Source organism: Pseudomonas sp. LBUM1662, from assembly GCF_059695915.1.
In genome coordinates, this window is the sequence record NZ_CP166793.1 from 3,006,722 (window position 1) to 3,029,118 (window position 22,397).

Sequence of the window (22,397 nt, forward strand, 5' to 3'; positions counted from 1 at the left end):
GGAGTGAGCCTGCTCGCGATGGCATCACCCCGGTCCCGGCTATTCATGGCGAATCCGCATCGCTCCCCTATGCTCTGAACTGCATTCGATCAAAGGAGTGAATCATGCGCGTGCTGGTCGTTAACCCTCAGAACGATTTCCGCGTCAAAGCCTACGCCGGCACCAACGGCGTGCTGCTGGCCATGGACGTGGCCGAACCCCGTCGTAAAGGCCTGCTGGGTTTCGCCATCGAAAAGCAGCAGGGCAGCAAACCCTGGCTGTTTCTGTTCAATAGCCTGACGTTCCCGGGCAAGTCTCATACCTTCCCCCAATACCACGCCACCCCGAGCAATATCGCGCCGTTGCAGAAATTCCGCTGGGCCGATTACGCGGTGAATCCGGGGCTGACGATTCATTACCGGATCTATCTGGCCTACGGCAGCGCCGATGCGCCGCAACTGGGCGAATCCCTGGAGGTGACGGTCACTTCCGATGACGGTCACCCCGGCAACCAAAGCGTCAATTTCAACCGCGCCGTGGCCGCCAGCCAAGCGTTCCAGCGCAAGTTTCCCGAACTCGACGCGCTGCTCAGTGGCGACCAGAAGCCGCCCATTGAAGCCTGGCCCGATGCCCCGCGCCAATGGCTGGAGAACGGTTTGCTCGGGCGTTTGCTGGGGTTTATCGGGCGTGCAATCGATGACCAGTGGGCGCTGGATATCGCCATCTACGAATACCAGTTGCCGGTGATTGTCGAGGCGGTGAACGAGGCGCACGAGCGCGGCGTAAAGGTGCGCGTTCTCTACCACGCGCAACCGGACGAAGACACGACCGCCATGAACGAGGCCAGCCTGGAAAAAATCCCGGCGGCGAACAAGCGCGGGCGCGTCACCCACAGCATTTTCCACAACAAATTCATCGTCCTGAGCCGGCTCGATGCAGCGGGTCTGCGCCAGCCTGAAGCCGTGCTCTGCGGCAGCACCAACTTCACTCCCAACGGCATCTACCGTCAGGCCAATGTGGTGCATGTGCTGGACGATCCTCGGGTCGGCGCCAGCTACCTGGAAACCTTCGAACAGGTCTGGAACACCCCGGCAGATGTCGGCGCCACGCGGCAATGGATCACCCAACACAACCCGATGGACCCGAGCCAACCATTGTTCGCCGGATTCTCACCGCGCTCGGGCAAGGGCGACTTGCATGAGTTCGTCGACATCATCAACGCGGCGAAAAAAGACCTGCTATTCGTCACCGCATTCACCTTGCCCGACGCCATCCTTAACGCGCTGCTCGGCCAGCCCCACGACGACATCCTGCGCTACGGCCTGCAAAACTCCGCGAGCAAAATCACCGGGTTTCACGCCGACCGCAGCGCCGAATTCACCACGGTTGCGTTGCTCAATACAGGTCTGGAAGGTTGGCTCCTGGAAAGCAAGGAAGGCCAGAAGGGCAACCTGCTGGTACACACCAAAGCCATCGTCACGGATTTCACCAGCGATGCACCGACAATCATCAGCGGCAGCCACAACCTTAGTGCGGCGGCCAGTCGCAGCAATGACGAGAACTATCTGATCGTTCGTGGTGATATTGATTTGGCTGATCGTTATGGTCTGGAGTTGTTGCGGTTTTATGAGCATTACCGGTTTCGCTATTACGCGAAAAAACTGGCGCTCAAGCAGGTGCAGCCGTTGGCGGCGGATGACCGTTGGACTGATGATTATTATGTCGAGGGGAATTTGCGTCAGTTGTCGAGGTTGCGTTTCTCCGGGCAGTAAGTGCTGGTCTCACGGGCCCCTTCGCGAGCAAGCCCGCTCCCACAGGATCTGCGTCATAACGAGATCCAGTGTGGGAGCGGGCTTGCTCGCGAAGAGGGCGACGCGGTTTCAGCGTGTCAGCGAAACAGATTCGTGCGCGCCAACTCGATCACCTCATCCCCACGCCCGCTCATCACCGCTTTGAGCATGTACAAACTGAACCCTTTGGCTTGTTCCAGCTTGATCGTCGGCGGCATCGCCAATTCCTGAGTCGCCGTCACCACGTCCACCAGCACCGGCCCGTCATGTGCCAGCGCCCGGCGCAAGGCAGGTTCCAGTGCCTCGGATTCCTCGACACGAATCCCCAGAATCCCCATGGCGTTGGCCATCGCTGCGAAGTCCGGGTTGTGCAGGTCCGTGCCGGTATCCAGCAGTCCGCTGGATTTCATTTCCATGGCCACGAAGCCGAGCGAGGCATTGTCGTAGACGATGATTTTTACCGGCAGCTTCAGTTGTGCCAGCGAGATGAAATCCCCCATCAGCATGCTGAAACCACCATCGCCAGACAGCGAAATCACTTGCCGCCCGGGAAACGCCGCTTGCGCGCCAATGGCTTGAGGCATTGCGTTCGCCATGGAGCCGTGATTGAACGAGCCAAGCAATCGGCGCTGGCCGTTCATTTTCAGATAACGAGCGGCCCACACTGTCGGCGTGCCCACGTCGGCGGTGAAGATCGCATCGTCATCGGCCAGTTCACTGAGCAGGCGAGTGAGGTATTGCGGATGAATCGGCCGGCCTGGCGACGACGGTTGAGCTAGGTCATCCAGCCCCTGACGCGCCTTTTGGTAATGCTTGAGGGATGACTCGAGAAAGCTGCGGTCGCCCTGATACGGGAGGCGCGGCAGCAATGCGGCGAGGGTTTCGCCGACATCGGCGGCGATGCCCAGATCCAGCGCGGTGCGCCGGCCGAGGGCTTGGGGGTCGTGGTCGATCTGAATGATGGTGGCGTCGGTGGGATAGAACTGGCGATAGGGAAAGTCAGTGCCGAGCATCACCAGCGTGTCGCAGTTGAGCATCGCGTGATAACCGGAGCTGAAGCCGATCAGCCCGGTCATGCCGACATCGAACGGATTGTTCCACTCCACATGCTCCTTGCCGCGCAACGCATGCACCACCGGCGCGCCGAGGGCGTCAGCCAACGCCACCACCTGATCGTGGGCGCCCGCGCAACCGGCGCCACACATCAGCGTCACGGCTTTGCTTTGGCTCAGCAATTCGACCAGACGATCCAGGTCTTGAGGCGCGGGCAGGGTGCGGGGTTTCGACAGCGCCGGCCAGGATTTGAGGTTGTCTTCGACTTCCTGCAGCGCCACATCGCCGGGAATTACCACCACCGCCACGCCGCGATTGAGGATGGCACTGCGCATCGCCCGATGCAGCACCTGGGGCATCTGCGCCGGGTTGCTCACCAGTTCGACAAAGTGGCTGCATTCCTTGAACAGTTCCTGCGGATGAGTTTCCTGAAAGTAATTCAGACCGACTTCAGAGGACGGTATTTGTGCGGCGATGGCCAGCACCGGCACATGGTTTTTGTGGCAATCGAACAGTCCGTTGATCAAATGCAGATTGCCCGGTCCGCAACTGCCGGCGCACACCGCCAATTCCCCGGTGACCGCCGCGTCAGCGCCAGCGGCGAACGCAGCGACTTCCTCGTGGCGCACGTGCATCCATTCGATGTTGTCCATGGTGCGCAAGGCCTCGGTCAGGCCGTTGAGGCTGTCGCCGGTCAGGCCCCAGATGCGTTTAACGCCGGCCTGTTCAAGGGTGGTTGCCAGTTGCTGGGCAATGGTGATTTTCGCCATGGGGTGCTCCAGTGATAAATGAATTGTCCTCAGGGGTTAGAAGAGGACAACGCTGGGGCAACCATGACTCACCTGAATGTTCGATTACTTGCCCATCGCCTGCCGGTACTGGCGCGTACGCCGGGCGATGTACAGCTGATCGACAATCAACGCCCATATCGCTGAAACCTGTGGTCGGGTCTTGCGCCCACGGCTCAGGCGATGCAACTGGAATTTCACTACGGCCATGCTCGCCAGGGCTGCCAGCGGTTTGCGTTTCCAGCGAATCGGCGGCAATTGCGGGTGGCTGTTCTGGCCTTCGCGCCAGCGCTTGACCAATTGCGGCTCGATGGCCAGCGCCGTGCCGATACCGGCCATGGCGATGCCGCTGTCGAGTACTTGTTCGACAATGGCCAGGCGTCGAATCCCGCCGGTCACCATCACCGGCATGCTCGCGACGCTGGCCAGTTCGCCGGCCATTTCCAGAAAGTACGCCTCCCGCGCCAGGGTCCTGCCGTCGCGGGCTTCGCCTTGCATGGCCGGCGCTTCGTAGCTGCCCCCGGAGAGCTCCAGCAAATCGATTTTCTGATCGTTGAGCCACAGGATCACCTGTCTGGCGTCATCGGCGTCGAAACCGCCGCGCTGGAAGTCTGCCGAGTTGAGTTTTACCGCCACACAAAACTGTGGCGACACGGCTTGGCGAACGGCGCTGACCACGTCCAGCAAAAGACGGGCGCGATTCTCCAGGGAACCGCCCCAACGGTCAGTGCGGCGATTGGTCAATGGCGAGAGAAACTGGCTGAGCAGGTAGCCGTGCGCCGCATGAATCTGCACGCCGGTGAAACCGGCTTTTTCCGCCAGGGCCGCGCTGGTGGCGAAGCGCTGGATGACCTCGGCGATATCGCTTTCCGACATCGGCTTGGGTTCGGCAAACATCTTGGAGAACGAACCCAGATCCAGCGCCACGGCCGACGGTGCCCAGGCTTGCTGGCCGAGGTTGGCCATGGTCTGGCGACCGGGATGATTGAGCTGCACCCAGAAATGCGCGCCACCGGAGCGGCCGATGGCTGCCCAATGACGGAACTGCTCAAGATGCCGCTCGTCTTCCAGAACAACACCTGCAGGGCCGGTCATGGCACGGCGATCAATCATCACGTTGCCGGACAACAGCAGGCCGGTTTCGCCATCGGCCCAGGCCTGGTAAAGCTGAAACAGCGCGCGGGACGGCGCTTGTCCGGTATCGGCAAGGTTCTCTTCCATCGCGGCTTTGGCGATGCGATTGCCGAGGGTCTGGCCGTTGGGCAACTTCAACGTTTGGAAAGGCGACATGCTTGACTCCTCATCAGTGATGAGTAGAGGCTAAGCTTAAAGTTAACTTTAATGTCAAGCAGGCAGATGAGGCCGAGATGAAGATTGGTGAATTGGCGCAGTTGAGCGGGTTGAACGCCTCGCGCATTCGGTTTTACGAGGCTCAGGGCCTGATCCGGCAAGTGGAACGCCTGGCCAACGGCTATCGGCGCTACCCGCCGCAAGTCCTGCAAACCCTGAAGATCATCCAGTGCGCGCAGCAGGCCGGGTTCAGCCTCGAAGAGCTGAAGTTGTTGTTGCCGGACACGGTGACGGGCGAGTTCAAGCACGATGAGCTGGTGGCGAGCCTGGGACGCAAAGTCGAACAGATCGAAGCGATGCAACTGCACCTGGCTCAAAGCAAGGCGCAGTTACTGGGGTTGATCGAGAACATCCAGGCACGGCCCGAAGGGATGGCCTGCGGTGAAAATGCCGAGCGGGTGCTGGCGTCGATGAAGCATTAATTTTGCCCTAGGCAGTTTTCGCCAAAGGCCTGATAACGCAGGACATGTTCATTGCCCATGGTGTCAATGTAGGTCATCTCCCGAGGCAGCGGGCCGCAACCATCGCTGCTGGTCATGTTGAGCACTTTGGCGATATGGAGCGGTGTCGAATATGTGTAGTCTTCGACTTTCGGCGTGCTGGAATTGTCGACGGAAGCGGCCGCTGCAACACCGCTCAGACTGATGAGAAACAGGGCGGACAGAATGAGTTTCATGATGGGGCTCTCGTAGTGGCTACTGAACGATTTCAGTGGCAGTACGACGAGCCCCGTCGGGGTTTATTCCAGGCCCAGGGAAAAACTTTTCTGCACCGGGATTGGATTGCGCATCAACGTGCCGACCACCAATGCCCCCAGCAAGGCCAGCAAACCGGCAACCAAAAGCAGCAGGCTGAAGCCACCGACGAACGCTTGGCGCGCCAGCGGCTCGACCACCGCACGCGCGGTTTCCGGAAGCAGGTTCATTGCCGCTGTCATGTCACCGGCGACCACCCGTGAGGCAATGCCTTTCGACTGCCCGAGCCATTGCGCGTCTTGCGCCGACAGGCTGGTGCGCAACAGCAATTCGGTATGGCTGGACAGCAACGCACCGAAGACGCCGATGGCCAGCACGATCGCGCTGAAACGCATGGTGGTGCTCATGCCCGAGGCCATGCCGGTGCGTTCGCGGGGCACGCAGGCCATGATGTTTTTTTGCGTATCGCCATTGAGCAGGCCGGCACCGGCGCCCGTCACGGCAATGGCCAGGGCGAAGGGCAGGTAGCCGCCGCTGCTGACGGCCCAGGCGCTGAGCAGGTTGCCGCTGCCGACCAGGGTCAAACCCGCCGCCATCAGCGTCGCCGGGGCAAATCGATGCGCCAGCCGAGCGCCGATTCGTGGGCAAATCAACATGGTCACGGCAAACGGCAGCATCCCCAACCCTGAGGCGATGGCCGAAAAGCCCAAGCCGTTTTGCAGATAAAACGGCAGCAACGTCATCATCACCTGGGCGCAGCCTGCGTAGGCGAACATTCCGAGCAGGGCGCCGATGAAACGTGGATGCCTGAACAATTGCAGGTCGACCATCGGTCGCTGCTGCATCCGCTCAATCAGCACAAACAATCCCAACAACAGCGCGCCACCGATGAGCCGGGCGTAGGTGAGCGGGTTGCTCCAGCCGATGCGGTTGGCTTCGATCAAACCCCAGATCAGGCACAACAAACTCGCACTGAACGCCAGGCTGCCCCAAGGATCGAGGCGCGCAGACTGGGCGTCCCTGGATTCCGGCACGGCGCGCCAGACCATGAACATCAGGAACGCGCCGACCGGCAGGTTGAGGTAGAAGATCCAGCGCCAGCCGACGTATTCGGTAATCAGCCCGCCGACCGTTGGCGCCGCTGTCATCGCCACGCCCATGCACGCGCCCCAGAACGCCCAGGCCTTGGCCCGTTCGACTTCATCGTGAAAAGTGTGGCCGATGGAGGCCAGGGCCGATGTCAACAACAAGGCCGCGCCGACACCCTTGACCGCTCGCGCGATGTCGAGAAACAACGCCGTCGGCGCCGCGCCGCAACCAATGGAGGCGAGGATGAAAATACCCAGGCCCCACAGCAATGTTTTCTGCCGGCCAAAGCGGTCGGCAATGCTGCCTGCCGGCAACAACAAGGCGGCAAACGCCAGCATGTAGGCACTGACCACCCATTCGATGTCGGCAAAGTTTGCGCCCAGGTCCCGCGCGATGGTTGGCAAGGTGACGGCGACGATGTTGGTGTCGAGCACGATCAGCGAACACACGCCGGAGGCCGTCAGCAGGGTCAGACGTGGACTGACCCGGTTCATGATGTGATTGCCTTTTGGGCAAGATCGGTGGTCGCCGCAGCGAAAAGTGGTTTGACGTGCATGGCATTGGCTCTCTACTGTGATTGGCAATGAGCTTATCGCGATCGATTGCAGGCTTTGTTAGCCTGGTATCGGGACTTCATTACCTTTGAGCTAATGCACCCATGGACATACGGCATTTCCGCTACTTTCTGGCTGTTGCCCGGCAAGGCAACTTCACCCGCGCCGCCGAACAACTCGGCATCGCACCGCCGACCCTGACTCGACAAATCCAGGACATGGAGAACGAACTGGGCACACGTCTGTTCGTGCGCCAGACCCGTGAAGTCAGCCTGACCGAAGCCGGCGCCGCACTGTTGATCGAAGCCGAGGCGACGGTGCGGCAATTCGAATACGCCCAGCACAATGCCCAGCGGGCCGGACGCGGCGATATCGGTCATATCGAACTGGGTTACGTGGCGTCGGCGGTGTACTCGGGGGTGCTGCAAAAACAGGTGCAGGCCTTCAGCCGCGAGTGTCCGGACGTCAGCTTGAACGTGCGGGAAAGCCCCATGGCGTCATTGCCGGCGATGGTGGTCGAGGGACGATTCGACATAGGTTATGTCCGCTCACCCATGACCCTGCCTGACGGCCTGGAGGCCATTCGTCTGGACTCGGAAGGCTTTGTGCTGGCGCTGTCCGCCGAGTCATGGCTGTGTCATCTGCCGGATATCAGTCCCGAGCATCTGCAAAACGAGACGTTCATCTTGCCGGAGCAAATCAGCGGCACGTTGCAAGTTGCCGCCGAGGGCGGGTTTGCACCGAAACTGGGTGCACAGCCGGGCGGGCTGGTGGCGGTGATTGCGCTGGTGTCGTTGGGGCAGGGCGTGGCGGTCGTGCCGGAGTCGGTGGTCGGGCATGTCGGTTTGCCGGGCGTGTTGTACTGGCCGATCAAGGGCTGCGAGGCGACGTCGTGGTTGTCGCTGATTCATCGACGGTTCGAGAAATCGGCGGCGGTGACTCGATATATCGAGCAAGTCAAAAATCGCTAAAGGCAAAGCTTCGCCGTAACGCCTCCCGGAGCAAGCCCGCTCCCACATTGGATCTTCAGTGTTCACAAGATCCCTGTGGGAGCGGGCTTGCTCGCGAAAGCGATCTATCAACCCCAACAAATGCCACCGGTTACCACCAAACCCGCCGATTCAACCGCTCAGCGGCACGAGGCACAGTGCACAGCCTGCGCAAGGCCCATTTCAACCACACCAGATTGTGCACCGGTTTACGCTTCACCTTTGCCGGTTTCACCTTGCCAATGTGCCTGGCGAAATTCTCCTTCAGCGTTTGCTCAGTCCCAATCCCCTTGAGCTTTTTCTGCAGCTTCCCCTCCTTGTAAAACAGCACCGTCGGTGTCCCGGTGACGTTCGGATGCCGAGGCGATTCAACCGTGTCCAGCATGTAGATGTGCGCGTGATGCCGATAAGCCTCGGCGATCTGGCGAAAGATCGGCCCTGCCCAATCGCAGGCCGGGCAGTGCTGGCTGCCGAAGTACAAAATCACGGGACGCCAGGTTCTCAGTGCCTTGCGATAGACCGGGGCCAGCGTGTCTTGGGCGGTGACCGAGCGCATTGAAACCTCCTTTTTTCACTGTGCGTTGAGAGTCTGTCGACGGTAAAGGAGTGGAGGCGGGTGGGTCTACTGTCAGAAATTACAGGTAACACGCTGCTCCATTTTGAATCGCTTCACCGCAAATGTGGTGCAAGTACCCGAACCGTTGTGGCCATCGGTAGCGTCCGTTCACCCGTGCATTTGGTAACGCCCGTTTTTCATTGTCATCCATCCATTTGATTCAAAACACTTTTCAATCCCCCCTACATTCACCGCCCAACCTGTGGCACACTTTCTGCTGTCTATTCCGTTGTTACATACCAACGTCCGGTATAGCGGAATAAACATCACCCTGGAGTGCTTGCCATGCATCGCCGACCTTCCTTGTTTAAAGCGTGTGTTTTTCTTGTCGCAGCTTCGGCTGCTGCCATGGGCGTAGCCCAGGCGGCGGACAGCAAGCTCGATAGCGTGCTGGCCCGCGGTAAGTTGATTGTGGGTACAGGCAGCACCAATGCCCCGTGGCACTTCCAGGGAGCGGACGGCAAGTTGCAGGGGTTCGATATCGATATCGGCAAAATGATAGCCAAAGGGTTGTTCAACGACCCAACCAAGGTCGAGTTCGTGGTGCAGTCCTCCGATGCACGGATTCCCAACCTGCTGACTGACAAGGTCGACATCAGTTGCCAGTTCATCACCGTGACTGCCAGCCGTGCCCAGCAAGTGGCGTTCACGCTGCCGTACTACCGCGAAGGCGTCGGCCTGCTATTGCCGGCCAACAGCAAGTACAAGGAAATCGACGACCTCAAGGCTGCCAACGACAGCGTGACCGTGGCGGTGCTGCAGAACGTGTACGCCGAGGAGCTGGTGCACCAGGCGTTGCCCAAAGCCAAGGTCGATCAGTACGACAGCGTTGACCTGATGTATCAGGCCGTGAACTCCGGCCGTGCCGATGCAGCCGCCACCGATCAGTCATCGGTGAAATACCTGATGGTGCAAAACCCTGGCCGCTACCGCAGCCCGACTTACGCCTGGAGCCCTCAAACCTACGCCTGCGCGGTCAAACGCGGCGATCAGGACTGGCTGAACTTCGTCAACACCACCCTGCATGAAGCCATGACCGGCGTTGAGTTCCCGACTTACGCGGCGTCGTTCAAGCAATGGTTCGGTGTCGATCTGCCGACCCCGGCCATCGGTTTCCCTATCGAATTCAAATGATCCCGTGAGAGCGGGGCGGTGATGAATCGCCCCGTTCAAAAGGTACTGCTGACCATGAACTATCAGTTGAACTTTGCCGCCGTGTGGCGCGATTTCGACACCTTGCTGGCGGGGCTCGGTCTGGGCCTTGAGCTGGCGCTGGTGTCGATCGCCATCGGCTGCGTGATCGGCCTGATGATGGCGTTTGCTTTGCTGTCAAAGCACCGTGCATTGCGGGTGCTGGCGTCGGTGTATGTGACGGTGATCCGCAATACGCCGATTCTGGTGTTGATTCTGTTGATCTACTTCGCCTTGCCGAGCCTGGGGATCCGCCTGGACAAGATCCCGTCGTTCATCATCACCCTGTCGCTGTATGCCGGGGCGTACCTGACCGAAGTGTTTCGTGGCGGCTTGTTGAGCATTCCCAAAGGGCAACGTGAAGCCGGGCTGGCCATCGGTCTCGGCGAGTGGCAGGTCAAGGCCTACGTCACCGTGCCGGTGATGCTGCGCAATGTGCTGCCGGCCTTGTCGAACAACTTCATTTCGCTGTTCAAGGACACCTCGCTGGCCGCCGCGATTGCCGTGCCGGAGCTGACCTATTACGCGCGCAAGATCAATGTCGAGAGCTACCGGGTGATCGAAACCTGGCTGGTGACCACAGCGCTCTATGTTGCGGCCTGTTACCTCATTGCCATGATGCTGCGTTACCTCGAGCAGCGTCTGGCGATCCGCCGATAGGAGGCCCCCATGTACGAATCCCCCAGTTGGTTGCATGAGTTATGGGTTGCCCGCGAAGTGTTGTGGCAAGGCTTTCTGACCAGTGTGCAGGTCTCGGCCCTGGCGATTTTGCTGGGCACGATGGTCGGCATTGTCGCCGGTCTGGTGCTGACCTACGGCAAGTTCTGGATGCGTGCGCCGTTCCGGTTTTACGTGGACATTATTCGCGGCACGCCGGTGTTTGTGCTGGTGCTGGCCTGCTTTTACATGGCGCCCGCGCTGGGCTGGCAGATCAGTGCGTTTCAGGCCGGCGCCTTGGGGCTGACGCTGTTTTGCGGCTCCCACGTCGCGGAGATTGTGCGCGGCGCGTTGCAAGCGTTGCCCAGCGGTCAGATGGAAGCGAGCAAGGCGATTGGCCTGACGTTTTATCAAGCCCTGGGTTACGTGTTGTTGCCTCAGGCGTTGCGGCAGATCCTGCCGACCTGGGTCAACTCCTCCACGGAGATCGTCAAGGCCTCGACCTTGCTGTCGGTCATCGGTGTGGCGGAATTGTTGCTCAGCACGCAGCAAATCATCGCCCGCACCTTTATGACGCTGGAGTTTTACCTGTTCGCCGGATTTCTGTTTTTCGTCATCAACTACGCCATCGAATTACTCGGCCGGCACATTGAAAAGCGGGTGGCCTTGCCATGACTCAACCTCAAGTTTCGACACAGAACCAGGCCCTGCTGGACATTCGCGGCCTGCACAAACAGTACGGCAAGCTTGAGGTACTCAAGGGCGTCGACCTGACCATGCAGCGCGGCAACGTGGTCACGCTGATCGGCTCCAGCGGCTCGGGCAAGACCACGCTGCTGCGTTGCGTGAACATGCTCGAAGAATTCCAGGGCGGGCAGATCATGCTCGATGGCGAGTCCATCGGTTATGACGAGGTGAACGGCAAGCGCGTGCGTCACCCGGAAAAAATCATCGCTCGGCACCGGGCCATGACCGGCATGGCGTTCCAGCAGTTCAACCTGTTCCCGCACCTGACCGCGTTGCAGAACGTCACCCTCGGCTTGCTCAAGGTCAAGAAGCTGCACAAGGACGAAGCCGTGGCGCTGGCGGAAAAATGGCTGGAGCGGGTCGGCTTGCTGGAGCGCCGTGATCACTATCCCGGTCAGTTGTCCGGTGGTCAGCAACAGCGCGTGGCGATTGCCCGGGCGATTGCGATGAACCCGAGCCTGATGCTGTTCGACGAAGTCACCTCAGCCCTCGACCCGGAGCTGGTCGGCGAAGTGCTGAACGTGATCAAGGGCCTGGCCGATGAAGGCATGACCATGTTGCTGGTCACCCACGAGATGCGTTTTGCCTTTGAGGTGTCGGACAAAATCGTCTTCATGAACCAGGGGCGGATCGAAGAGCAGGGGCCTCCCAAGGAACTGTTCGAACGCCCGCAATCACCGCGTCTGGCAGAATTTCTCAAGAACACGCGGTTTTAAACATCATTTTCAATCAGGAGAAACACTCATGAGCATTACTCGTTACGGCACCGGCAGCACCGCCGCTGGCGGTCAGCCTCGCCCTTTCGCCCGCGCCGTTGAAGCCGATGGCTGGCTGCACGTTTCCGGGCAGGTGCCGGCGGTGGACGGCGAGATCATTACTGGCGGCATCGTCGAGCAGACCCACCAGACCATGAAGAACCTGATCGCGATTCTCGAAGAGGCCGGTTATGGCCTGGAAGACGTGGTGCGTGCTGGCGTGTGGCTGGAGGACCCGAGGGATTTCAGCAGTTTCAACAAGGTCTTCTCCGAATACTTCAAGCCCGAACACGCCCCGGCCCGGGCCTGCGTGCAGGCGAACATGATGGTCGACTGCAAGGTCGAGATCGACTGCATCGCGTACAAGAAAAAGGCCTGAGATTTGCGGTGACTTCTTCGCGGGCAAGCCTCGCTCCTACATGAGACCGAATTCCCCTGTAGGAGCGAGGCTTGCCCGCGAAGGCGCCCTAACAGTCACCACCGCACTCTGGTTAAACTCCCGGCACTTTGTATGGGAACCACTGACATGACCGAAGACACCATCAAGCGCCGGGCTCGCGGTCTGGACCGGGCGTTCGATATCCTCGATTTCCTCAAGGAAGTCGGCAAACCGCTGCGCCCGAATGAAATCGCCAGCGGCATCGACAGCCCGAAATCCACGATCTACGAGCTGGTTGCTTCCCTGCTGGAACGACGCATTCTCGAACCCGTGGGCAAGGACGGTCACGTCTACCTTGGCCGTCAGCTGTACTTCCTCGGGCAGGCGCATCTGCGTCATTTTGACCTGACCCGCGAGGCCGATCACGCCTTGCAGGACATCGTCAGCCAGACCCATGAAACCGCGCAGATGTGCCTGCTCAACGGGCGCAAATACACCGTGGCGTTGATGAAAGAGGGCGAGCGGCATTTCCGCATTTCCTCGGACATCGGCGAGAACGCGCCGATTCCCTGGACCGCTTCCGGGCGCCTGCTGCTGGCGCATTTGAGCGATCAAGAGATCATAGACCTGATCGACCACGACGACTTCATCCTGCCTGACGGCGAGCGCCTGCCGCTGGAGCAGTTTCTCAAGGAAATTCGTCAGGCTGATATCGATGGTTTTTTCTCTTTCGATAGCGTCGCCGACACCTTTACCCATTGCTTCGCCGCCCCGGTCAAAGACCCCAACGGCGTGGCCATTGCAACCCTGTGCATCGTCGCCCCAAGGGACGACGCCAAGAACAATTACAACGACTATCGCCGGGTGCTGATCGACAGCGCCAATAGCCTGGCCCGGCGTATCAACGAATAACAGCGGCTGCCTGCAGCCGCGAATGTGAGGAGTTCGACCATGTCTTCTGCCCAACATACTGCCGCCGTGGAAAAGGGCTTTGCCCAGACCGGCGCCAACCTGGTACGCGACGTCAGCCTGCCTGCGCTGGTGCTGCACCGCGAAGCGCTGGAGCACAACATTCGCTGGATGCAGGCGTTTGTCAGCAACAGCGGCGCTGAACTCGCGCCCCACGGCAAAACCAGCATGACACCTGCGCTGTTTCGTCGCCAACTGGACGCCGGCGCCTGGGGCATCACCCTGGCCAGCGCCACGCAAACCCGTGCGGCTTACGCCCACGGTGTGCGTCGGGTGCTGATGGCCAACCAACTGGTCGGCACGCCGAACATGGCGCTGATCGCCGATCTGCTGGCGGACTCGACCTTCGATTTCCATTGCATGGTCGATCACCCGGACAACGTCGCTGACCTCGGCGCGTATTTCGCCTCGCGCGGTGTGCGCCTGAACGTGATGATCGAGTACGGCGTGGTCGGCGGTCGTTGCGGTTGCCGCACGGAAGAGGAAGTGGTCGCGCTGGCCAAGGCCATCGGCGCGCAACCGGCGTTGGCGCTGACCGGTATCGAAGGCTATGAAGGCGTGATCCATGGTGATCATGCGGTGACGGGCATTCGTGAATTTGCCGCCTCCCTGGTGCGTCTGGCCGTGCAGTTGCAGGACAGCGGCGCCTTTGCGATTCCCAAGCCGATCATCACCGCCTCGGGTTCGGCCTGGTACGACTTGATCGCTGAGTCCTTCGAAGCACAGAACGCGGGTGGACGTTTCCTGAGCGTGTTGCGCCCCGGTAGCTACGTGGCCCACGACCATGGCATCTACAAGGAAGCGCAGTGCTGCGTGCTCGACCGCCGCAGCGACCTGCACGAAGGCCTGCGCCCGGCGCTGGAAGTCTGGGCGCACGTGCAGTCGTTGCCGGAACCGGGTTTTGCGGTGATTGCCCTGGGTAAGCGCGACGTGGCTTATGACGCGGGTTTGCCTGTGCCGCTGCTGCGTTACAAGGCCGGCGCGGTGCCGGCGAACGGGGACGATGTCAGTGCCTGCAAAGTGACGGCGGTGATGGACCAGCATGCGTTCATGACCGTGGCCCCGGGCGTTGAGTTGCGGGTGGGCGACATCATTTCGTTCGGCACATCGCACCCGTGCCTGACGTTCGACAAGTGGCGCACGGGGTGTCTGGTGGATGAGCAGTTGAACGTCATCGAAACCATGGAAACCTGTTTCTAAGGCTCGAGACCGAGGTGCGGCCTTCGCGGGCAAGCCTCGCTCCTACAGGATTTGTGTCGGTCGCGAAATAGGCGGCAACCGCTGGACCTGTAGGAGCGAGGCTTGCCCGCGAAGGCGTCCTCCCAGACAACATCGCAACACCAGAGACGACAAAAACAATGAACACCATCAACACCTTGGGCCCCAACACCCCGCGCATCGCCCTGATCGGCGAGTGCATGATCGAATTGCAACAACGCGCCGACGGCACGCTGCAACAAAGCTTCGGTGGCGATACCTTGAACACCGCGGTGTACCTGTCCCGGGAACTGGGCGCGAGCGGCGTCGTCGATTACGTCACCGCCCTGGGCGATGACAGTTTCAGCGATGCCATGTGCCAGACCTGGGCTGACGAAAACATCGGCCTGGACATGGTCCAGCGCCTGCCCGGGCGACTGCCCGGTTTGTACTGCATCCAGACCGATGCGGCAGGTGAGCGACGTTTCCTCTACTGGCGCAACGAAGCAGCCGTGCGCGATTGCTTCACCACCCCGGCCGCCGCGCCAATCCTGGCCGCGCTGCCGGATTACGATGTGTTGTATTTCAGCGGCATCACACTGGCAGTGCTCGGTGTGCAAGGTCGGGAGAAGTTGCTGGAAACCCTGATCGAGGCCCGGCAGCGAGATGCGCGGATCGTCTTCGACAACAACTACCGGCCACGCCTGTGGGCATCAGTCGAAGAGGCGCGGGCGGCTTATCGCAGCGTCTTGCCTTATGTCGATCTGGCATTGTTGACGGTTGATGATGAGCAGGCGCTGTTTCATTTTTCCGATTGCGAGGCGGTGTTTGCCGCTTACGAACAGATCGGCACCCCCGAAGTGGTGCTCAAGCGCGGTGCCGAGGCGTGTTTGATTCGCTGTGGTGGCGAGTCGTTTGAAGTGCCGGCGCAGAAGGTCGAGCGGGTGGTGGACACCACGGCGGCGGGGGATTCGTTCAGTGCGGCATATCTGGCCAGTCGGCTCAAGGGTGGGAGCGCGACCGATGCTGCTGAGGCCGGACATCGCTTAGCCAGTCGGGTGATTCAAGTGCCCGGAGCACTCATTCCCCGCACCTGAACCACAATACCTGTAGGAGCTGTCGAGTGAAACGAGGCTGCGATCTTTTGACTTTGTTTTTTTACAAGCAAGATCAAAAGATCGCAGCCTCGTTTCACTCGACAGCTCCTACACAGCTCCTACAGGAGATTTGCGAGCGGTATTCGATCAATCCCGGTAAAACACCTGTACCAGGTGATACCCGAACTTGCTCTTGATCGGCCCATGCACCACGCGCAATGGCTTTTTGAAGATCACCGCATCGATCACCCCGACCATCTGCCCGGGCCGCACCTCACCCAGGTCGCCGCCGCGTTTGCCGGACGGGCAGGTGGAGTATTTCTTGGCCAGCACATCAAAGGCTTCGCCCTTGGCGATGCGTTGTTTGAGCTGCTCGGCTTCTTCCGAGGTTTTCACCAGAATATGGCGGGCTTGAGCTTTCATGGGGCGTACCTTGCAACAGGGTGACGGCGGGGCGCGCGATTATGCCTCAACTCACTCCGGTTGGCCGATCATCGTGCGAATCTTGTTGGCCAGCAGGTCGATGGAAAACGGTTTGGCGACCATGTCCATGCCTTCTTCCAGGAAGCCCTGGCGTTCGGCGGCTTTCTCCGCGTAACCGGTCATGAACAGCACCTTGAGTTCGGGGCGGTGCTGGCGCGCGATCTCCGCCAATTGTCGTCCGTTCATCCCCGGCAGGCCCACGTCCGTCACCAGCAGATCAACCCGCAAGTCGGATTCCAGCAAGGGCAGGGCGGTCTTCGCGTCTTCGGCTTCGTGGGCGTGATAACCCAGCTCGTTGAGCAGGTCGAGTACCAGCATGCGCACGGCCGGATCATCTTCCACCAACACCACGGTTTCACCGGCAATCGCCGCCGGCGCTTCGCCCGTCAACGGCAGTAGCACGTTTTGCGGTTCGGTGACTTGCAACCGGGGCAAGTACAAACGAACGCTGGTGCCTTTGCCCGGCAAACTGAACAGGCTGACATGCCCGCCCGATTGCTGGGCGAACCCATAAATCATCGACAAACCAAGGCCCGTGCCCTGGCCGATCGGTTTAGTGGTGAAGAACGGGTCGAACGCCTTCGCCAGCACCGACGGCGTCATGCCGCTGCCGTTATCGCTGACCGCAATCATCACGTAATCCCCGGCCTTGACCGGCTCCAGCGTGGTGATGTCGTTGCCGTCGAGGTAAACGTTGGCGGTTTCGATCAGCAACTCGCCACCGTCGGGCATGGCGTCCCGGGCGTTGATCACCAGATTGAGCAGGGCGTTTTCCAGTTGGCTGACGTCGGTGCTCACCGGCCACACCTCGTCGGCCAGCAGCAGTTTGAGTTCGATGTGGTCGCCCTTGGTCCGGCTGAACAAATCTTCCAGGGAGTGCACCAGGTCATTGGCGTTCAGCGGCTTGCGGTCCAGCGACTGACGCCGGGAGAACGCCAGCAGGCGATGGGTCAGGGCGGCGGCGCGATTGGCCGAGGACACCGCGGCTTCGGTAAAGCGGCCAATCTCGGCGGCGCGCCCGTCAGCGATATAGCGCTGCATCAAGTCGAGGCTGCCGATGATCCCGGTGAGCATGTTGTTGAAGTCGTGGGCGATGCCGCCGGTGAGTTGCCCGACCGCTTCCATTTTCTGCGCATGGCGCAACGCATCCTCGGCGCGCTCACGCTCGAACATCTCGTTTTGCAGGCGCTGGTTGGCTTCGGCCAACTGCTGGGTGCGGGCGGCGACCCGTTCCTCAAGGGTTTCGTTGAGATTGCGCAGGGCTTCTTCGGTCTGTTTGCGCTCGGTTTCGTCGATCACGAAGATGTAGAAACCATTCACCGCTCCGTCGGCACCGTGGCGCGGCAAGTAATTCATCAAGGCATGGCGGATGCTGCCGTCCCGGTGCGGGGTACTGATGCTGAAACAGCAGGGCTTGCCCGTCAGTGCCAGGGCGATGTGCTCGGCGCGCAAGGCATAGGCTTCCTCGCCCAGCACTTCACGAATGGTCCGGCCATAGAGTTCCTGAGGCGTCAGGCCATACCAGTCGAGATAAGCGGCGTTGTTCAAGCGAAAGCGCTCTTCGCTGTCCACATAGCTGATCAGGATGGGCATGGCGTTGATGATCAGTTGCAGTTCGGTCTGGCTCTGGCGCAGGGCTTGCTCGGTGAGTTTGCGTTCGGTCAGGTCCAGCGCGGCGCCCAGGAACCGGATCGGCCGGCCGTGGTGGTCCTTGTAGCATCGACCGCGGGCAAATACCCACCGCAGGTGCCCGTCGGGATGCAGCAGGCGATATTCCTCGGCGTATTCGGTGCCGTGGGTGATGGAATATTTGATGCTGCGGGCGACCATCGCGCGGTCTTCCGGGTGCACGGCCTGGAGGTAGGCGCTGATGGGCAACTGACTGGCGAGCAGCGGGTCGATGTTGTGCAGTTCGGCGAAGTGGGTGTCGGCAATGAAGCGGTCTTCGCCAATGTCCCAATCCCAGGTGCCGACGGCGTCGGTGGCCGCCAGCGCCAGTTGCAGGCGTTCTTCGGTTTCGTGCTGGGCCTTGAGGCTGGCGGCCGAGCGTTGCTCCAGCTCCAGGGCGATGCGGCGACGTTCATTGGTTTCGATGGCGGTGACCAGTATGCCGGCGACCTCCGCGTTTTCGTCGCGGATCGGGCTGTAGGTCAGGTCGAGCCAGAAGTCGGTATCACCCTCGTCGCGCTGCAAGGTAAAGCGTTGTTCGCTGTAGGTTCGCACCTGACCTTGTAGGACGGCGCTGTAAATGGGGTCGGTAAAGTCCTGGAGTTCTGGCCAGATCTGGTGCGTCGGTTGTCCGAAAGCATGAGGATGCTTGCTGCCGGCGAGCAGGGCGAAGCCGTCGTTGTAGATCTGCGTCAGGTGTGGGCCCCACAGCAAGAGCATGGGCATCGGCGAATGAATCACGATGTCCACGGCGGTGCGCAGGCTCTGTGGCCAGGTACTGGCCGCGCCCAGCGGGGTGCGTGTCCAGTCCAGTCTGGCGATCAAGGCCTGGGCATCGCTGCCCGTCGGTGATGCGTTCATCAAATTGTCCTGCGCTTAAGTCGGTGTGGCGGCGTCTACTATCCTTGCAGGGCGGTAGACGCTGGATGACCTGTTTGGGGTCATTATTTTTTCATTGAATGCTTCGCGGGTGCTATTTGCCATGGAAATCGATGCACTGTTGCAGATACTGGCTGACCGGAACGGATCCGATCTCTATCTCTCTACCGGCGCGCCACCCAGTGCTCGGTTCGACGGTGTGCTCAAACCGCTGACCGACCAACCGTTCAAACCGGGAGAAGTCGCGGCCATTGCCGAGTCCATCATGGACGCCGAACAGCGTCTGGAGTTCGATCGCGAACTGGAGATGAACCTGGCAATCTCCCTGGCGGGTGTCGGGCGCTTTCGGGTCAACATCTTCAAGCAACGCAACGATGTGTCAATCGTGGCACGCAACATCAAGCTCGACATCCCGCGTTTCGAAGACCTCAAGTTACCGGCGGTGCTACTCGAAACCGTGATGCTCAAACAAGGATTGATGCTGTTCGTCGGCGCCACCGACTCCGGCAAGTCTACTTCCCTGGCGGCGCTGATCGATTACCGAAACCGGCACAGCAGTGGCCATATCGTTACCATCGAGGACCCGATCGAATACATCCATCGGCATAAAAAGTCGATCATCAACCAGCGCGAGGTCGGCGTCGATACCCGCAGTTTTCATGCCGCGTTGAAAAACACCCTGCGCCAGGCACCGGACGTGGTGCTGATCGGCGAAATCCGCGACCGCGAAACCATGGAACACGCGTTGGCATTTGCCGATACCGGTCATCTGGTGATTTCCACCTTGCACGCGCACAACGCCAATCAGGCGCTGGATCGCATTCTCAATTTCTTCCCCGAGGAGCGCCGCACCCAGCTGCTGCATGACTTGGGCAACAACCTCAAAGCGTTCGTGTCCCAGCGGCTGGTGCGTACCCGCGACGGGCAGCGCCGGGCGGCGGTGGAGGTGATGCTGGGGACACCGACCATCGGCGACCTGATTCGCAGCAACGAGTTTGCCGATCTCAAGGGGATCATGGAGAAGTCGCTGGAGCTGGGGATGCAGACCTTTGACGGCGCGCTGTACGCGTTGGTTGTCGAAGGGACGATCACGGAGGAAGAGGCGTTGAAACATGCGGATTCGGTGAACAACTTGCGGTTGCGGATCAAGTTGCATGCCGATGCGTCGCCTGCTCAGCCGCCCTCTGGAGAATGGGGCCTAATGGACTGACGCATAGCCCCTGTAGGAGCTGTGTAGGAGCTGTGTAGGAGCTGTCGAGTGAAACGAGGCTGCGATCTTTTGATCTTGATCTTGATCTTTTAAAAGCAAGATCAAAAGATCGCAGCCTCGTTTCACTCGACAGCTCCTACACAGCTCCTACACCGCTCCTACACAGGTTGTATCAATCCTGGAGTTCGGGGCGGTTGCGGAATTGCTCCAGCGCTTCGGGATTGGCCAGTGCGTCGGTGTTTTTCACCTTCTGCCCATGCACCACATTCCTCACTGCCAATTCGACGACTTTGCCGCTGATAGTCCGCGGAATATCCGTCACCGGGACAATCTTCGCCGGTACGTGCCGTGGCGTGGTGTTGGCGCGGATGACCTGGCGGATCTGCTGCTGCAAGGCTTCATCGAGTTCGACGCCGTCGCGCAACTTCACGAACAGCACCACCCGCACGTCATCCTGCCATTGCTGACCAATCGCCACGCTGTCCAGCACCTGCGGGACTTTCTCCACCTGGCGGTAAATTTCAGCCGTGCCGATGCGCACACCGCCGGGGTTGAGCACCGCGTCCGAGCGCCCGTGAATCATCATCGCGCCGTGGGGCAGTTGTTCGGCGTAATCGCCCTGAGACCAGACGCCGGGGAACTGACTGAAATAGGAAGCGTGCAGCTTCTCTTGCTGCGGGTCGTTCCAGAAACCGATGGGCATGGCAGGGAAGTGCCGGGTGCAAACCAACTCGCCTTTTTCGCCGATCACAGGTTTGCCATCGTCGTTCCAGACTTCGACCGCCATGCCCAGGCTCTTGCCCTGGATTTCGCCACGGCGCACGGGGTCAAAAGGGTTGCTGTTCACGAAGCACGAAACGATGTCGGTGCCGCCGGACATCGAGGCCAGACACAGGTCGCTCTTGAAATCGCGGTAGACGTAATCGTAGCTCTGCGGCGACAGCGCAGAACCGGTGCAGAGCAGGATTTTCAAGCTACTCAGGTCATGGCTCTCGCGGGGTTTGACGCCGTTGGTTTCCAGTGTCGCGAGGAATTTGGGACTGGTCCCGAACACGCTGATGCGTTCATCGTCGATCAGGTCGATCAAGCGCTGGGGATCTGGATGAAACGGCGAGCCGTCGTACAGCACCACTGCGCTGCCCACGGCCAGGGCCGAAACCAGCCAGTTCCACATCATCCAGCCGCAGGTGGTGTAGTAGAACAGCCGGTCGCCAGGGCCGAGATCGCAATGCAGCCCGTGTTCCTTGACGTGTTGCAGCAGCACGCCGCCGGTGCTGTGGATGATGCATTTCGGCACGCCGGTGGTGCCGCTGGAATAGAGGATATACAGCGGATGGGCGAAAGGCACCGGGACGAAATCCGGTTCGCCACCGATGTCATAGAAATCATCCCACAGCGTCACGTTGGCCCGGGTGTGGAAATGCTCGATGTGTGCCTGTGGCCGGGCATAGGGCACCACGATCAACTGTTGCAAGGAGGGCAGGCGTTCGAGGATTTCATTGACCTTGGCGGTCTGGTCGATGTCCTTGCCGGCGTAGCGGTAACCGGCGCAGGTGATGAGCACTTTCGGTTCGATCTGGCCGAAGCGGTCGATGACGCCCTGGGTGCCGAAGTCCGGTGACGAGCAAGACCAGATTGCCCCGAGGCTGGTGGTGCCGAGCATGGCCACCAGGGTTTGCCAGGTGTTGGGCATGCACGCAGCGACGCGGTCGCCGAGGCCGACGTCGGCGGCTTTCAGGCTGTTTTGAAATCCGGCGACATGCTCGGCCAGTTCGGCCCAGGTCAGGTGTTCACGCTGGCCGTTCTCGCCAATGGCAATCACCGCGATGGCATCGTCGCGACGGCGCAGCAGGTGTTCGGCGAAGTTCAGGGTGGCGCCCGGGAACCACTGGGCGCTGGGCATTTGCGGGCCTTCCACCAGCACCGCGTCCGGTTGATCGTGGAAACGGATGTCGAAGAAGTCGACGATCGCCTGCCAGAACGCGACCCGCTGATCGATGGACCATTGGTGCAGGGCAGGGTAATCGTCGAGGTGGATGTGGTGCCGCTTGATGATGAAGCGCCGAAAGGCCTCCATGCGGGTTTTGCTGATGCGCTCGGCGCTGGGTTGCCAGAGGATGTCGGACATGGCTTGCCTCTTCTTCTATCTTCAGATCCATTCGCAGGCAAGCTCGCTCCCACAGGTTTTGCGTCGAGCCACAAATCCAGCGGCAACCACAAAAACCTGTGGGAGCGAGGCTTGCCCGCGAAGAACGATAACGC

The 22,397-nt window shown here is 60.4% G+C and carries 20 protein-coding genes; 12 read left to right on the forward strand and 8 right to left on the reverse strand.

Annotated features, from left to right (window positions below):
- Window positions 1-104: 104 nt before the first annotated feature.
- Window positions 105-1,751 carry a phospholipase D-like domain-containing protein gene (locus tag ACA049_RS13605; protein ID WP_497336203.1) on the forward strand — a complete coding sequence of 549 codons (1,647 nt, stop codon included), beginning with the start codon at window positions 105-107 and terminating at the stop codon, window positions 1,749-1,751.
- Window positions 1,752-1,867: 116 nt separating this feature from the next.
- On the opposite strand, the gene poxB is transcribed toward ACA049_RS13605, so the two are convergent.
- Window positions 1,868-3,592 carry a ubiquinone-dependent pyruvate dehydrogenase gene (gene poxB, locus ACA049_RS13610; RefSeq protein WP_497336205.1) on the reverse strand — a complete coding sequence of 575 codons (1,725 nt, stop codon included), beginning with the start codon at window positions 3,590-3,592 and terminating at the stop codon, window positions 1,868-1,870.
- A gap of 84 nt (window positions 3,593-3,676) precedes the next feature.
- Complete coding sequence (locus ACA049_RS13615) at window positions 3,677-4,900, reverse strand: NADH:flavin oxidoreductase/NADH oxidase family protein (RefSeq protein WP_497336207.1); 1,224 nt, start codon at window positions 4,898-4,900, stop codon at window positions 3,677-3,679.
- Between the two features lie 77 nt (window positions 4,901-4,977).
- Here ACA049_RS13615 and ACA049_RS13620 point away from each other — a divergent pair, with 77 nt between their 5' ends.
- Entirely contained in the window at window positions 4,978-5,382 is a 405-nt protein-coding gene (locus ACA049_RS13620; protein ID WP_109632067.1) for a MerR family transcriptional regulator, read from the forward strand.
- On the opposite strand, the gene ACA049_RS13625 is transcribed toward ACA049_RS13620, so the two are convergent.
- Window positions 5,379-5,636, reverse strand: a complete 258-nt coding sequence (locus ACA049_RS13625; RefSeq protein ID WP_497336209.1) for a DUF2790 domain-containing protein — start codon at window positions 5,634-5,636, stop codon at window positions 5,379-5,381. The two genes, ACA049_RS13620 and ACA049_RS13625, sit on opposite strands and share 4 nt — an antisense overlap.
- Before the next feature lie 63 nt (window positions 5,637-5,699).
- Window positions 5,700-7,238, reverse strand: coding sequence for an MFS transporter (locus ACA049_RS13630; RefSeq protein WP_497336211.1), 1,539 nt, complete (start codon window positions 7,236-7,238; stop codon window positions 5,700-5,702).
- A gap of 164 nt (window positions 7,239-7,402) precedes the next feature.
- On the opposite strand from ACA049_RS13630, the gene ACA049_RS13635 reads away from it, so the two are divergent.
- Entirely contained in the window at window positions 7,403-8,269 is an 867-nt protein-coding gene (locus tag ACA049_RS13635) for a LysR family transcriptional regulator (protein WP_497336213.1), read from the forward strand.
- 130 nt (window positions 8,270-8,399) lie between these two features.
- Here the strand turns inward: ACA049_RS13635 and ACA049_RS13640 are convergent, their stop codons facing one another.
- Entirely contained in the window at window positions 8,400-8,843 is a 444-nt protein-coding gene (locus ACA049_RS13640) for a thioredoxin family protein (protein ID WP_497336215.1), read from the reverse strand.
- 345 nt (window positions 8,844-9,188) lie between these two features.
- On the opposite strand from ACA049_RS13640, the gene ACA049_RS13645 reads away from it, so the two are divergent.
- The 8 genes from ACA049_RS13645 (at window position 9,189) to ACA049_RS13680 (ending at window position 15,895) form a co-directional block, all read left to right on the forward strand.
- Window positions 9,189-10,037, forward strand: a complete 849-nt coding sequence (locus ACA049_RS13645; protein ID WP_497336217.1) for a transporter substrate-binding protein — start codon at window positions 9,189-9,191, stop codon at window positions 10,035-10,037.
- Between the two features lie 54 nt (window positions 10,038-10,091).
- Window positions 10,092-10,754 (forward strand): amino acid ABC transporter permease, encoded by a 663-nt coding sequence (locus ACA049_RS13650; protein WP_008015908.1) that lies wholly within the window; start codon window positions 10,092-10,094, stop codon window positions 10,752-10,754.
- 9 nt (window positions 10,755-10,763) lie between these two features.
- Window positions 10,764-11,426, forward strand: coding sequence for an amino acid ABC transporter permease (locus ACA049_RS13655; protein ID WP_008033040.1), 663 nt, complete (start codon window positions 10,764-10,766; stop codon window positions 11,424-11,426).
- Window positions 11,423-12,214 carry an amino acid ABC transporter ATP-binding protein gene (locus ACA049_RS13660; RefSeq protein ID WP_497336219.1) on the forward strand — a complete coding sequence of 264 codons (792 nt, stop codon included), beginning with the start codon at window positions 11,423-11,425 and terminating at the stop codon, window positions 12,212-12,214. Before ACA049_RS13655 ends, ACA049_RS13660 begins: the two co-directional genes overlap by 4 nt.
- 28 nt (window positions 12,215-12,242) lie before the next feature.
- Window positions 12,243-12,632 carry a RidA family protein gene (locus ACA049_RS13665; RefSeq protein ID WP_497336221.1) on the forward strand — a complete coding sequence of 130 codons (390 nt, stop codon included), beginning with the start codon at window positions 12,243-12,245 and terminating at the stop codon, window positions 12,630-12,632.
- A gap of 147 nt (window positions 12,633-12,779) precedes the next feature.
- Window positions 12,780-13,544: an IclR family transcriptional regulator gene (locus ACA049_RS13670; RefSeq protein WP_497336223.1), complete on the forward strand. Its 765-nt coding sequence runs from the start codon at window positions 12,780-12,782 to the stop codon at window positions 13,542-13,544.
- A 39-nt stretch (window positions 13,545-13,583) separates the two neighbouring features.
- Window positions 13,584-14,801, forward strand: a complete 1,218-nt coding sequence (locus ACA049_RS13675) for an amino acid deaminase (RefSeq protein ID WP_497336225.1) — start codon at window positions 13,584-13,586, stop codon at window positions 14,799-14,801.
- Between the two features lie 158 nt (window positions 14,802-14,959).
- Complete coding sequence (locus ACA049_RS13680; protein WP_497336227.1) at window positions 14,960-15,895, forward strand: sugar kinase; 936 nt, start codon at window positions 14,960-14,962, stop codon at window positions 15,893-15,895.
- Between the two features lie 147 nt (window positions 15,896-16,042).
- Here ACA049_RS13680 and ACA049_RS13685 read toward each other — a convergent pair whose 3' ends face one another.
- A complete protein-coding gene (locus ACA049_RS13685) occupies window positions 16,043-16,318 on the reverse strand; it encodes a peptidylprolyl isomerase (protein WP_007898282.1) in 276 nt (91 codons plus the stop codon).
- A gap of 51 nt (window positions 16,319-16,369) precedes the next feature.
- Window positions 16,370-18,907 carry a hybrid sensor histidine kinase/response regulator gene (locus ACA049_RS13690; protein ID WP_497336229.1) on the reverse strand — a complete coding sequence of 846 codons (2,538 nt, stop codon included), beginning with the start codon at window positions 18,905-18,907 and terminating at the stop codon, window positions 16,370-16,372.
- 121 nt (window positions 18,908-19,028) lie between these two features.
- Between ACA049_RS13690 and ACA049_RS13695 the strand changes: the two genes are divergently transcribed.
- Complete coding sequence (locus tag ACA049_RS13695; protein WP_497336231.1) at window positions 19,029-20,135, forward strand: PilT/PilU family type 4a pilus ATPase; 1,107 nt, start codon at window positions 19,029-19,031, stop codon at window positions 20,133-20,135.
- Window positions 20,136-20,307: 172 nt separating this feature from the next.
- Here the strand turns inward: ACA049_RS13695 and ACA049_RS13700 are convergent, their stop codons facing one another.
- Window positions 20,308-22,263 (reverse strand): acetoacetate--CoA ligase, encoded by a 1,956-nt coding sequence (locus ACA049_RS13700; RefSeq protein ID WP_497336233.1) that lies wholly within the window; start codon window positions 22,261-22,263, stop codon window positions 20,308-20,310.
- Window positions 22,264-22,397 lie beyond the last annotated feature (134 nt).

Excerpts from the sequence above, each read along its gene's own strand:
- ACA049_RS13605 (WP_497336203.1), top strand. The coding sequence starts at position 105 with ATGCGCGTGCTGGTCGTTAACCCTCAGAACGATTTCCGCGTCAAAGCC.
- poxB (WP_497336205.1), bottom strand. The coding sequence starts at position 3,592 with ATGGCGAAAATCACCATTGCCCAGCAACTGGCAACCACCCTTGAACAG.
- ACA049_RS13615 (WP_497336207.1), bottom strand. The coding sequence starts at position 4,900 with ATGTCGCCTTTCCAAACGTTGAAGTTGCCCAACGGCCAGACCCTCGGC.
- ACA049_RS13620 (WP_109632067.1), top strand. The coding sequence starts at position 4,978 with ATGAAGATTGGTGAATTGGCGCAGTTGAGCGGGTTGAACGCCTCGCGC.
- ACA049_RS13625 (WP_497336209.1), bottom strand. The coding sequence starts at position 5,636 with ATGAAACTCATTCTGTCCGCCCTGTTTCTCATCAGTCTGAGCGGTGTT.
- ACA049_RS13630 (WP_497336211.1), bottom strand. The coding sequence starts at position 7,238 with ATGAACCGGGTCAGTCCACGTCTGACCCTGCTGACGGCCTCCGGCGTG.
- ACA049_RS13635 (WP_497336213.1), top strand. The coding sequence starts at position 7,403 with ATGGACATACGGCATTTCCGCTACTTTCTGGCTGTTGCCCGGCAAGGC.
- ACA049_RS13640 (WP_497336215.1), bottom strand. The coding sequence starts at position 8,843 with ATGCGCTCGGTCACCGCCCAAGACACGCTGGCCCCGGTCTATCGCAAG.
- ACA049_RS13645 (WP_497336217.1), top strand. The coding sequence starts at position 9,189 with ATGCATCGCCGACCTTCCTTGTTTAAAGCGTGTGTTTTTCTTGTCGCA.
- ACA049_RS13650 (WP_008015908.1), top strand. The coding sequence starts at position 10,092 with ATGAACTATCAGTTGAACTTTGCCGCCGTGTGGCGCGATTTCGACACC.
- ACA049_RS13655 (WP_008033040.1), top strand. The coding sequence starts at position 10,764 with ATGTACGAATCCCCCAGTTGGTTGCATGAGTTATGGGTTGCCCGCGAA.
- ACA049_RS13660 (WP_497336219.1), top strand. The coding sequence starts at position 11,423 with ATGACTCAACCTCAAGTTTCGACACAGAACCAGGCCCTGCTGGACATT.
- ACA049_RS13665 (WP_497336221.1), top strand. The coding sequence starts at position 12,243 with ATGAGCATTACTCGTTACGGCACCGGCAGCACCGCCGCTGGCGGTCAG.
- ACA049_RS13670 (WP_497336223.1), top strand. The coding sequence starts at position 12,780 with ATGACCGAAGACACCATCAAGCGCCGGGCTCGCGGTCTGGACCGGGCG.
- ACA049_RS13675 (WP_497336225.1), top strand. The coding sequence starts at position 13,584 with ATGTCTTCTGCCCAACATACTGCCGCCGTGGAAAAGGGCTTTGCCCAG.
- ACA049_RS13680 (WP_497336227.1), top strand. The coding sequence starts at position 14,960 with ATGAACACCATCAACACCTTGGGCCCCAACACCCCGCGCATCGCCCTG.
- ACA049_RS13685 (WP_007898282.1), bottom strand. The coding sequence starts at position 16,318 with ATGAAAGCTCAAGCCCGCCATATTCTGGTGAAAACCTCGGAAGAAGCC.
- ACA049_RS13690 (WP_497336229.1), bottom strand. The coding sequence starts at position 18,907 with ATGAACGCATCACCGACGGGCAGCGATGCCCAGGCCTTGATCGCCAGA.
- ACA049_RS13695 (WP_497336231.1), top strand. The coding sequence starts at position 19,029 with ATGGAAATCGATGCACTGTTGCAGATACTGGCTGACCGGAACGGATCC.
- ACA049_RS13700 (WP_497336233.1), bottom strand. The coding sequence starts at position 22,263 with ATGTCCGACATCCTCTGGCAACCCAGCGCCGAGCGCATCAGCAAAACC.